General features: G+C 49.5%; 9 protein-coding genes. 2 read left to right on the top strand and 7 right to left on the bottom strand.

Going from position 1 to position 11,483, the window contains the following annotated elements; genetic code table 11:
* The 6 genes from ACQY6Q_RS18170 to glpD all read right to left on the bottom strand — a co-directional run.
* Positions 1-1,289: phospholipid carrier-dependent glycosyltransferase (locus ACQY6Q_RS18170; RefSeq protein ID WP_427983605.1), on the bottom strand; the 1,289-nt coding region annotated here is incomplete at its 3' end.
* Between the two features lie 7 nt (positions 1,290-1,296).
* Entirely contained in the window at positions 1,297-2,208 is a 912-nt protein-coding gene (gene arnD / locus ACQY6Q_RS18165; RefSeq protein ID WP_427983604.1) for a 4-deoxy-4-formamido-L-arabinose-phosphoundecaprenol deformylase, read from the bottom strand.
* A 2-nt stretch (positions 2,209-2,210) separates the two neighbouring features.
* Complete coding sequence (gene arnA, locus ACQY6Q_RS18160; protein WP_427983603.1) at positions 2,211-4,187, bottom strand: bifunctional UDP-4-amino-4-deoxy-L-arabinose formyltransferase/UDP-glucuronic acid oxidase ArnA; 1,977 nt, start codon at positions 4,185-4,187, stop codon at positions 2,211-2,213.
* Positions 4,188-4,211: 24 nt separating this feature from the next.
* Positions 4,212-5,207 (bottom strand): undecaprenyl-phosphate 4-deoxy-4-formamido-L-arabinose transferase, encoded by a 996-nt coding sequence (arnC, locus tag ACQY6Q_RS18155; protein ID WP_427983602.1) that lies wholly within the window; start codon positions 5,205-5,207, stop codon positions 4,212-4,214.
* The gene (locus ACQY6Q_RS18150) at positions 5,197-6,372 is read right to left on the bottom strand and encodes an aminotransferase class I/II-fold pyridoxal phosphate-dependent enzyme (protein WP_427983601.1); all 1,176 of its coding nucleotides are present in this window, start codon (positions 6,370-6,372) and stop codon (positions 5,197-5,199) included. Before ACQY6Q_RS18150 ends, arnC begins: the two co-directional genes overlap by 11 nt.
* A gap of 167 nt (positions 6,373-6,539) precedes the next feature.
* Positions 6,540-8,087, bottom strand: a complete 1,548-nt coding sequence (glpD, locus tag ACQY6Q_RS18145) for a glycerol-3-phosphate dehydrogenase (RefSeq protein WP_427983600.1) — start codon at positions 8,085-8,087, stop codon at positions 6,540-6,542.
* Positions 8,088-8,261: 174 nt separating this feature from the next.
* Here glpD and ACQY6Q_RS18140 point away from each other — a divergent pair, with 174 nt between their 5' ends.
* Entirely contained in the window at positions 8,262-9,014 is a 753-nt protein-coding gene (locus tag ACQY6Q_RS18140; RefSeq protein WP_427983598.1) for an MBL fold metallo-hydrolase, read from the top strand.
* On the opposite strand, the gene ACQY6Q_RS18135 is transcribed toward ACQY6Q_RS18140, so the two are convergent.
* Entirely contained in the window at positions 9,001-9,780 is a 780-nt protein-coding gene (locus ACQY6Q_RS18135; protein WP_427983597.1) for a DeoR/GlpR family transcriptional regulator, read from the bottom strand. The genes ACQY6Q_RS18140 and ACQY6Q_RS18135 overlap by 14 nt on opposite strands.
* 189 nt (positions 9,781-9,969) lie before the next feature.
* Between ACQY6Q_RS18135 and glpK the strand changes: the two genes are divergently transcribed.
* Positions 9,970-11,478: a glycerol kinase GlpK gene (gene glpK, locus ACQY6Q_RS18130; protein ID WP_427983595.1), complete on the top strand. Its 1,509-nt coding sequence runs from the start codon at positions 9,970-9,972 to the stop codon at positions 11,476-11,478.
* The last annotated feature ends 5 nt before the right edge of the window (positions 11,479-11,483 follow it).

The following is an 11,483-nucleotide window of genomic DNA, read 5'->3' as shown; positions in this document are numbered from 1 at the left end:
ATGCTGACATTGGGAAAGGTGGCCCAAGCCAGCATAAATAAAGCTAAGGGCATCAACATATAGCTGACCACTTTGGCATTTAAGCTGCTGACTTTTAGCGAAACTAAGGCCATGGCCGCCCAAAAGGCAAAAATAAAGCTTAACAGCCAGGGGCGGTAAGTTTCATCGGCCTCTAGGGGAAGTTTGCCACTAAAATGCAGCACCAAGGTTGTGAGGGCTAACAGGGCAAATAAGCCTGCGTTGAGCCAACTGCCCCAACGTAAGCCCTTGCAGGTTTTGGCAAAGGCCTGTTGAATACCATGAGCCAATAAGATGGCGATAGGCGCCATTATCGGCAGAATATAAGTGGCCAGTTTGCCTTTAGCAAGTGAAAAGAATAGCAAGGGAAGCAGCGCCCATAACAAGGCATAACGCAGCAGCGGTGAGTGCATTTGTCCTTTTAGGTGAGCCAGTGCCGAGGGAGACCAAAATAACCAGGGCAATACGCCAGCCGCCAAAAATGGTAGGTAATACCACAGCGGTGCGGCGTGCTGAGCATTCTCGGCGGAGAAGCGCTTAATGTGCTCTATCCAGAAAAAGTAGTGCCAGTAATCGGGCTCGACAGCGTGAATAGCCAGCGCCCAAGGCAGGCAAGTGAGTAAGGCGAATAGCATCACCCACCAACCCCATTTTAAGATCACCGTTAATTGCTTAGTCCATAGCATGTAGGGCAATACCACCAACACCGGTAGCGCCAATGCCAGAAAGCCTTTGGTTAATACCGCGCAGCCACAATAGATGCCCGCTAGCGCGTAGTATTTAGCACGGTGGCGGCTACTGTCACTGCGAATGGCAAAGTAAAAGGCAGTGAAGCTGGCGGTGAGCCAGAGGTTGAGCATGCTATCTAACACACTATAGGTACCAATGCCCGATACCATGAACATGCTCAGATAAATGGCGCAGCTTAACCAAGCAATCGGTCGTGAGGCAAAGCGGGCTAATAGCATCCACAGACAAAATGCCGCCCCTAAAGCGCTAAAGGCGGAGGCGGCTCTAACCGCAAAATTTGTCTCACCGAAGACTAATTGTGATAGCGCATTCATCCAGTAACCCATCACTGGCTTTTCAAAATAACGCAGATCATTAAAGCGCGGCACTATCCAATCGCCGCTGGTCACCATCTCTCTTGAAATCTCGGCGTAACGCAACTCATCTGGTGACCAGAGATCGCGTAAACCCAGCGGTAACAAATACAGTAAGATAAAGAATAGGGGCAGCCAAGTGGCTAGGTTGATTTTAACTTGACGCATAACTTTCCTAGTTTACTGCTTTAACCAAAGAGGCTTGATGGCTTAGCCAACCTTCACGCCCTTCCATTTCAATGTTTAATATCTCGTCCGACGGCCAAGATACGTAGTCTTGGTCGAGCAGTTCGCTCAGCGGAACAAACTGTATGCCCTGTTGTTTGGCGCTAATTAGCAGTTGTTCAAACATCTCCGCACAAACGATGCCTTCCACTTCGGCATGAATGGTATAAACGTTAAGCGCTTCGGCTCTTATTCGTCTCAAAATGGCTTGGTTGTAGTTGCTTTCGTCCACGCCGTCTTGGCCGATCAGTTCATCATAAGTGGGTAGGGTGACCGGAATTTGCGGCGCCATACCCAGTTTGGGAACAAAAATAGACTGGCCTCGGCAATCACTGTTATAACGAAACGGAAATGCTTCTTTTTGCTCAAGGGTAGCCTCGGTGCAGCGCCAGCCTGCGACTGCGCTACATTGTACTTCTTTGCCAATGATCTCAGACAGCAGTTGGTAGCCCTTGTTTAGCTCACTGGCTAGCTCAGAGGCTGACATCGTGTCGGTTTTCATCTGCCATTTATGATGATCCCAAGCATGTAAGCCTACCTCGTGGCCAGCTTGGTCTGTTTGCTTGATAATCCCGGCTAGACGCTTACCAATAACGGGGCCGGGCCAAAAAGTACCGCGCAACAGAATATCCCAGCCATAGAGGCTGGCGGCTTTAGAGCGGAGCATCTTCTTTAAAAAAGCGGGGCGTAATAGGCGCCATATATGACGCCCCATATTGTCTGGCCCTACTGTAAAAAAGAACGATGCTTGAACCTCATGCCGTTGTAACAGCTCCAATAACTTAGGCACCCCAAGACGGGTGCCACGAAAGGTATCTACATCTATTCTTAAACCGACTTTAATGCTGTTTTTACCGCTCATTATTACTCATCAACTGCTGTTTTTAGGAAGAAATCCAAGGTTTCCTCAATGGTGTCTTCCATCATAATGTGCGGCTCCCAGTCAAGTAAACGCTTGGCGTTACGAATACTGGGGCGACGATGTTGCACGTCTTGGTAACCGTCACCGTAGAAGGTCTTACTTTCAACCAGATGATAACCGGCAAACGGAGGGAATTTAGCGCGCAGTGGATGGGCTTCAAATTTCTCTACCAAGATTTCTGCCATTTGTTTAATACTGGCTTCGTTATCGGGCGAGCCAATATTGATAATCTGGCCGTCGCATAAACCGTCTTTATTCTCGATGATGCGGAATAAAGCTTCAATGGCCTCGGAAATATCAGTAAAGCAGCGTTTTTGCTCGCCGCCATCAATCAACTTAATGGGAGTGCCTTCTACCAAGTTAAGGATTAACTGGGTAATCGCTCGACTAGAGCCCACTCGAGCCGAATTTAAGCTGTCGAGACGTGGCCCCATCCAATTGAAAGGGCGGAATAGGGTGAACTTAAGCCCGTCTTTTTTGCCGTAAGCCCAAATAACGCGGTCGAGTAGTTGCTTAGAGGTTGAGTAGATCCAACGCTGGCGATTGATCGGTCCGGTAATTAAAGGCGAGCTGTCTTCATTAAATTCTTCGTCGGTACACATGCCGTATACTTCGGAAGTGGACGGGAAGATGATGCGTTTATTGTATTTCACACATTCGCGAACGATCTTAAGGTTCTCTTCGAAGTCTAATTCAAATACTCGCAGTGGGTTACGGGTATATTCAATCGGCGTGGCAATCGCTACCAGTGGCAGAATGATGTCGCATTTTTTGATGTGGTATTCGACCCATTCGTTGTGAATGGTGATGTCACCTTCTACAAAATGAAAGTCGGGATGAGCTAAATGCTGCTCAATCTGGTTGGCGCTCATGTCCATGGCAAAGATTTCGTATTTACCATCGTCTAAAAGGCGTTGGGTTAAATGGTTACCAATAAAGCCGTTGGCACCTAAAATCAGTACTTTTTGCCGGCGTTTGGCGGCGATAGCGGCACTGGCTTGTGGCCCAAAGCGCATGCCTTCAACCAAATGCATTTCACCGGCCAGTTGCTCACCGTTCATATACAAGCCGTTTTCGGCTTGGCCGGCCTGAATGATTAAAGCACCGCGGCCACAAGCTATGGTAAGCGGTGCGGTGGCTACGATGGTGCCGGGAGTGGCGTCGTAATCTTGCTCGCTGGCTGTTGCGTTCCAAAAGATGACTTTGCGTTCTCCCAAAAAGGTAAATGCGCCAGGGTAGGGTTCGGTAACGGCGCGGCATAAGTTGTAAATGCTGTTGGCGTCATCGGCCCATTTTATCTCGCCATCGGCCGGGGTTCTGCGGCCAAAGACTGTGGCTTGGCTCTCATCTTGTGGGGTCAAGCTATGGTCACCGGCGATAAGTTTTGGCAACACCTCGGCCAACAACTCGCCACTGAGTTGATTGAGTCGCTGATGCAGCGTTTCGGCGGTGTCTTGTGGATCAATGCTTAAGGCTTGCTGAGCCACAATGTCACCGGCATCGGCTTTGGCTGTCATTACATGCAGGCTTACGCCGGTTTCAGTTTCGCCATTAACCAAGGCCCAGTTTACCGGTGCTCGTCCGCGATAGCGGGGAAGTAGCGAGCCGTGTAAGTTAAAGCCTCCCTGCGGCGCTAGTGCGAGCAGTTCTTGGCTAAGCATTGAGCGGTAGTAAAAAGAGAAGAATACCTCTGGCTGCATGGCGTTAATTTTTTCTAGCCATAGCGGGTGATTGACGTCTTCTGGCGCAAATACCGGAATGCCATGGCGAGCGGCTAGCTTGGCTACCGATTCAAAAAATAGATTTTCTTTACTGTCGTCGAGGTGAGTAAATACAGCAGCAATTTCAACGCCTGCTTCAATTAGGCTTTGTATGCCCGTACAACCGATGTTGTGATAGGCAAATACCACAGCTTTCATTGTCTTATCCTTAAGAGAGTTAAATTAGTGATTGGCCACTTGGCCGTTATCGCGTGCTTGTTTGGTGGCTTCGCCAACTAATACGTCCTGTACGTAGTAACGAGGCCGAGCGCGAACATCGGAATAAATACGACCAATGTATTCACCGAGTAGGCCTAGCCCAACAAACTGAGCACCGATAAAAATGAACAGTAGGGCGAACAGTGGGAATACCCCATCGACACCCCATTCTGCGCCATAGAACATGCGCATAAGTAGTAATACCAAGCCAAATAGGCCACCCAGAGTGGCGATGACCCCGCCCATGATGCTGAGCATTCTTAGCGGTGCAGTGGTCATGCTGGTGAGTAGATCGAACATCAGGTTAATCAAGCCCATGATGTTGTATTTGGACTCGCCTTGTTGACGCTCATTATGGGCAACGTCTATTTCCACAGTATGGCGAGCAAAGCCGTTGGCCAGAATTGGGATGAAAGTACTGCGTTCGTGACACTGTAGCATGGCGTCAACCACGTGGCGGCGGTAGGCGCGTAACATACAGCCGTAGTCGTTCATCTCTACCCCGGTGGAACGTTTGACGATTTTGTTGATTAGCATCGAGGGGTAGCGGCGCAAGCGGCTGTCTTGGCGATTCTTACGTACTGTGCCTACCGCGTCGTAGCCTTGTTCTGCTTTGGCAACCAAATTCGGAATTTCTTCAGGCGGATTTTGTAAGTCGGCATCTAGGGTCACCACTAAGTCGCCTCTAACATGCTCAAAACCCGCCATGATGGCATTGTGCTGGCCATAGTTACGGTTGAGAATAATCCCTACCACATGGCTGCCTTCTGCGGCCGCCGCTGCCTCTATTTGATCTGCGCTGTTATCTTTACTGCCATCATCAATCAGCAGTAACTCGTAATTTTTGCCCATGCTGTCTGCGGCGGCGCAAGTGCGTTGAATCAGTTCTGGTAAGCTGGCCGCTTCGTTGTAGACAGGAATAACGATGGATACAAAATTAATTTCTTGCTTATGCCTCATGAGTATTTCCGATAAATTGAGTGATAGCTGATATGACCCGATTTACGTCGTTAAGTTGCATATCGGGGAAAAGAGGGAGGGAACAAATGCGTTGGCTATTAAATTCAGTATTGCTTAAATCAGGATTGAGCTCGCCAAAGCGGCTGGCGTAGTTTTCCCGATAGTATTTTTGGCTATGGCACGCCTTGAAGTGAATACCTGCACCTATGCCCTGTTGTTTAAGGTGGTCAATTAATTGGTCGCGATTGAAACCGCAAATACTGGGCTCCACACGAATGATCATCAAGTGACAACAATGTTGATGGGGGTAATCGGGGATACTCAATGGGGTGATGCCGGGCAGTGAACTTAAACGTCTTCGATAAGCGGCAACCAAAGCTTGGCGCTGTTGGGTGATCTGTTCAAGACGTTGCAACTGGCCCAAACCTAGCACTGCGCAAATGTCTGGCATATTGTATTTAAAGCCGGGCTCAATTACTTCAGCTTGCGGTGCTCGACCTTGGGTTTCTCGGTCAAAGGCGTCTACCCCCAAACCATGAAATTTAAGGCGGCGGATCCGCTCGACCAATTGTGTGTCATTGGTGGTAAATATGCCGCCTTCGGCGGTGGTAACGTTTTTGATGGCATGCAAGGAAAACAGGCAATGGCCGGTTTGACCAATTGGGCGTCCTTTGTAGTGGCAACCTATAGCATGCGCCGCATCTTCAATCACCGGGAGTTGATAACGCTCGGCCAATGCATAGATTGGATCTAAGTCGAGTGGCGCACCGGCGTAATGTACCGGAATGATCAATTTAGTGTTAGCGGTGATTTGCGCTTCGATACGTTCTGCGGTGGTCATCAGACTATCGGCATCAACGTCAACAAATACCGGTTTGGCACCCATTAGGCTTATCAGATTAACCGTGGAAACCCAAGTCATTGATGGGGTTATCACCTCATCGCCGGGGCCAATGCCGAGGGCGACGAGGCAAAGGTGTAAGCCGGCGGTGGCACTGCTTAAGGCTACCGCATGGGCTGCACCTGTGTAGTCCTTTATCGCGGCTTCTAGCTCGGCATTTTTGGGGCCTGTGGTTATCCACCCCGACTTCAGCACTTCGACAACCGCGTCAATCTCTGGCTGCGCGATGGCCGGCCGGCTCAAAGGCAAGAATGTAGAATTCATGATGTCCAGTTTGTATATCCATTTACAAGAGTAAAGAAGTCTACCTAGGTAAATGGTGTATTAAAAGCGGATAACGCTTTCATTGCACAGGTTTTTTCCATAAATGCAAGCCTATTAAAACAAAATCTTTGCCAGATGATTCAAAACTCAACAATATTTGACTAAATTTAGCTGGTTTGGCTTTCTTTTGATGCCTTGCGCTCGTTCGCTGATGTTTCTTGAGCGGGAGCTGATTGGTGCAAGTAATGTTGCAGTGCTTGCTGTTGCTCAGGGTTACAGCGCAGGCCCTGCTTGGTGCGTCGCCAAAGTATGTCATCAGCTTGGCAGGCCCACTCGTGCTGGATCAAATAGTCCACTTCCAGCTGATAGAGTTCACCACCAAAGTGCTGCCCTAAGCCGTGTGCGTCAGCTTGTTGCAGCAATTGTTCGGCCCTGCTTCCGTATTGCCGACACCAGCGTTTAACTAAAGACTTGGGTAAGTGGCTGACCGCTTGTTGTTGAGAGATGAATTGCGCCAAGCTGGTGGGTAAATTAGCACCAGGTAGCAAGCAGTGCTCGGTCCATGGCGCTGCAAGAGAGTCTAAACGCGGGGCTAACAGGGCTAAGGCTGCCTCGGCTAGTTTTCGGTAGGTGGTTAACTTGCCGCCAAATACCGACAATAATGGCGCGCCGTCTTGAACTGGGCTTAATTCTAAAGTGTAGTCGCGGGTCACCGCAGAAGGGTCGTCTGATTCATCTTGGCAAAGCGGTCTAACACCAGAAAAACTATGCACAATATCGCTGGGTTTAATTTGCCGAATAAAGTGCTGGTTTACTACCTCGCAGAGATAGTCTACTTCTGCTGTTGAAATGCTAACGGTGGCAGGATCGCCCTGATATTCCACATCGGTGGTGCCGATTAACGAGTAATCCTGTTGGTAGGGGATGACAAATACGATCCGCTTATCACTGTTTTGCAGAATATAGGCCTGCGGCTGGTGGTGAATTTTGGGGACCACAATATGGCTACCTTTAACCAAGCGGATACTGCGTGGCGCAGTTTGCTGCAGCCTTTGCTCTATTAGCTGTTGTACCCATGGTCCAGCCGCATTCACTAAGTTTTTACAAGAGTAGTGCTGCAGTTGGCCGGTTTGGCTATCGCGCACCTCGACTTGCCAGTGCTGCGCTTGGCGGTGGGCTGCTACCATTTGATGACGAGGGGCTATGTAGGCGCCATGTTCGGCGGCTAATAAGGCGTTACTAATCACTAGACGCGCGTCGTCGACCCAGCAATCGGAGTATTCAAAGCCGCGGGTGATCTGACTGTTTAATACACTGTCTTGTTCAAACTTCAGCCCGCGGCAGCCCTCTAAGGTGCTACGTCGAGCTAGATGATCGTAGAGAAACAAGCCAAGGCGAATCAGAGGCCAAGGGCGTAGGTGAGGACGGTGAGGCAGCCTAAAGCGCATTGGCTCAACTAAGTGGGGTGCTATTTTTAACAGCACTTCGCGCTCTTTTAGTGCTTCGCTGACGAGGCGAAACTCATAATGCTCTAAGTAGCGCAGCCCGCCGTGGATAAGCTTTGAGCTAGCCGATGAAGTGGCACTGGCCAAATCGTTTTGTTCAAACAAGGCCACCCGTAAACCTCTGCCAGCGGCATCGGCGGCAATCCCTGCGCCATTAATGCCACCACCGATGACGATTAAATCATAATTGTCTTGCCGATCTTTTTGCATAACGGCTGCTCGTTTGCTTTCGTTATTGAGCATAATAGAACATTTATTAATCAATCACACTCATTTAGCGGGCTTTATCAGTGTTATATCGCGGCTTTTTTTTAGCCACACTTGTTTGATCTGAGTATTTGCTCTAGTGTTGTTAAGTTTATGTAACATTCAGGTAAATGGTTAATGATAATTCACCGCTTGCAAGGCTATATTCAAAACATCTTTTTAGTTGAGTATGCTGATAAATTGTTATTGTTAGATGGGGCCTGCCGAGCCGATGTGTCCTTGCTTGAACAGTTTATTCGTCAACAACTGGGGCGGCCTGTTAGCCAGTTAAAGTTGGTGGTAGTGACTCATATGCATCCCGATCATGCGGGGGCGGCCAGTGTTCTGCAGCGCCGCTACCAAGTTCGGCTTGCCGCTGCAGATTGTGCAGGTGAATGGTATCAGGGCTGGAGAGGACGTGCCCGTCATCTACTGGATCTTGGCTTGGCCTATTATGTTGGCCGTTGTCAGCGTCGCCCTTGGATGAAACTATGGTATCCAGCGGTGTTGCGCTTTGATGAGCGTTTAAGTGATGGCCAGTCCTTGCCCGGATTTGACGATTGGCAGGTGGTATTTAGCCCGGGCCATACCGACCGCGACTTATCTTTGTATCACCCTCAGACTAAGACACTGTATGTGGCCGATAGCATACTGCGGATTAAAGGCAAGCTGATCCCACCTTTTCCCATTTCTGAGCCCGCCAATTATCGCGCATCGTTAAAGCGCTTTGCTCAGCTAGAGGTAAGACAATATTTACTAGCCCATGGGGAGGGAGGTGTCATTAGCGCCGCCGAGCTGCAACAACTGATTGCGGCAAGCCCACTGCAAGCCTCCAGTTACCGACAATTTCTCACCGAGCTAGTGTGTAAGCGTTGGCTTAAAACGAGTTAAGGGCAGGGCATAGTCGTAATTGAATACTCTCTCTTTGCACAATGCTGGCAATGTCTTGGGGCAGGGCTCGGTCGGTATAAAAGTGATCTATTTGGGCGATGTTGCCGATGTTGATCATGGCATTACGGCCAAACTTACTGTGGTCGGCGGCTAGAATGACGGTTCGAGAATTAGCAATAATTGCTTGAGTAATGCGTACTTCATGGTAATCAAAGTCTAATAACGAGCCATCGAGATCGATGCCACTAACGGTGATGATGCCGTAATCAAGACGGAATTGGCGAATGAAATCGATGGTGGCCTCACCAACAATGCCGCCGTCACGACTGCGCACCACTCCACCGGCCAGCAATACTTCAAAGTCGCTGTTACCCATTAATAATTTGGCAACGTGAATATTGTTGGTGACAACCCTTAAACCTCGGTGCTTGAGCAAGGCTTGGGCAATGGTTTCGGCGGTGGTGCCTATGTCTAAGAACAGTGACGAGCCATTGGCAATATGTGCTGCAAGTTGATGGGCAATTTGTTGTTTCTCTGCTTGATGTTTGATTTTTCGATTGGCGTAGGAATCGTTGACCACGCTATTGCCGAGTAGCGATGCGCCGCCATGGTGGCGTTGGATCTGATTTTGTTCTGCCAGCTGGTTTAGATCGCGGCGAATGGTTTGCGGGCTTACCTTGAGTTGCTCAACCAACTGCTCGGTAGTAATAAAGCCTTGGTTTTTTAGTGCTTGAACAATTTGCATGTGGCGCTGGGTTTGTTTCACAAGGGGCGCTTCCTTATTAGTTTGCCGCTAGGGCTTGCCTATTAGTCTAATGCAAGTCGCTGTTTTGTCATATGTGTAGCTCACAGCTGCGCCTATCAAAGCCCACACGCTTCACGAAACGCATAATAAAACACCGGCTTACGACGCTTTTCGAACATAATAATGAGAGCGAATAAGGAGGCCCTTAGCATGGATAACGCTACTTATATTGTTGCTTTAGATCAGGGAACTACCAGTTCTAGAGCGATTATTTTTAACCAGCACGCTGAGCTGGTGGCTAGCGCCCAGCGGGAGTTTAGTCAGATTTATCCACAGCCGGGTTGGGTTGAGCACGACCCTATGGAAATTTGGGCTAGCCAAAGTGCCTGCTTAACCGAAGTGCTGGCCAAGGTAGGTATCGCCAGCGATCAGGTGGCGGCCATTGGTATTACTAATCAGCGGGAAACCACCATTGTTTGGGATAAGCACAGCGGCCAACCGGTATATAACGCCATTGTTTGGCAGTGTCGCAGAACCACCGAATATTGTGAGCGCTTACGTGAGCAAGGCTGGGAAGACTACATTAAGCAGGCCAGTGGCTTGCAGCTAGATGCTTATTTTTCGGCCACCAAACTGCAGTGGATTTTAGATAATGTGGCAGGAGCGCGGCAGAAAGCCGAGGCTGGAGATTTATTGTTTGGCACGGTAGACAGTTGGTTATTATGGAAGCTCACTAATGGTCGTGTGCACGTTACCGACTATACCAACGCTTCGCGCACCATGATGTTTAATATTCATCGCTTGGAGTGGGATGACAAGCTGTTGGCGATGTTGAACATACCTAAACAAATGTTGCCAGAAGTGCGTAGCTGCTCTGAAGTGTATGGTAAAACCAATATTGGCGGACGCGGCGGCACCCGTATTCCTATTGCCGGCATTGCGGGCGACCAACAGGCGGCCTTGTTTGGCCAGCAATGTTTTGCTTCAGGAATGGCTAAAAATACCTACGGTACGGGTTGTTTTCTATTAATGAATACCGGCGAGCAGGCCGTCCCCTCGACCCATGGCTTACTCACCACCATCGCTTTTGGCTTAAATGGCAAGGTGCATTACGCGCTGGAGGGCAGCGTATTTATGGGGGGGGCCACTATTCAGTGGCTGCGTGACGAGTTGGGTTTAATTCGTGACGCGGCAGACACCGAGTATTTTGCCACTAAGGTGGATGATTGCGCTGGCGTTTATTTAATCCCTGCCTTTGTCGGCTTGGGTGCGCCGTATTGGGATCCCTATGCACGAGGCACCATTGTGGGTTTAAGCCGAGGCTCCAACCGTAACCATATTATTCGCGCCGCGCTTGAATCGATTGCTTATCAGAGTCGCGACTTGCTGGAAGCGATGCAGGCCGATGCAAATATTGCTCTTAGCCAGCTCAGAGTCGATGGTGGCGCAGTAGCCAATGATTTCTTGTTACAGTTTCAAGCCGATACCTTGGCTACCGAGGTGCTGCGACCCGCCTTGATTGAGTCTACCGCTTTAGGGGCCGCTTATTTAGCTGGTTTAGCGGTGGGTTATTGGCCAGACTTAGACAGTTTGGCTGCTCATCATCAAGCCGACCGTTGTTTTGTGCCTGACGGTGATGAAGCCAAGCGCCAGCGCCTGTATCAAGGATGGAAGCAAGCGCTAGAAGGCAGTCGACGCTGCTATCATCAGCAAGACTAAGCTCT

The organism is Agarivorans sp., from assembly GCF_050295395.1.
Lineage (GTDB): Bacteria > Pseudomonadota > Gammaproteobacteria > Enterobacterales > Celerinatantimonadaceae > Agarivorans.
The sequence above is the reverse complement of the archived record's forward strand: the minus strand, read 5'-3'. Positions and strand labels throughout refer to the sequence as shown.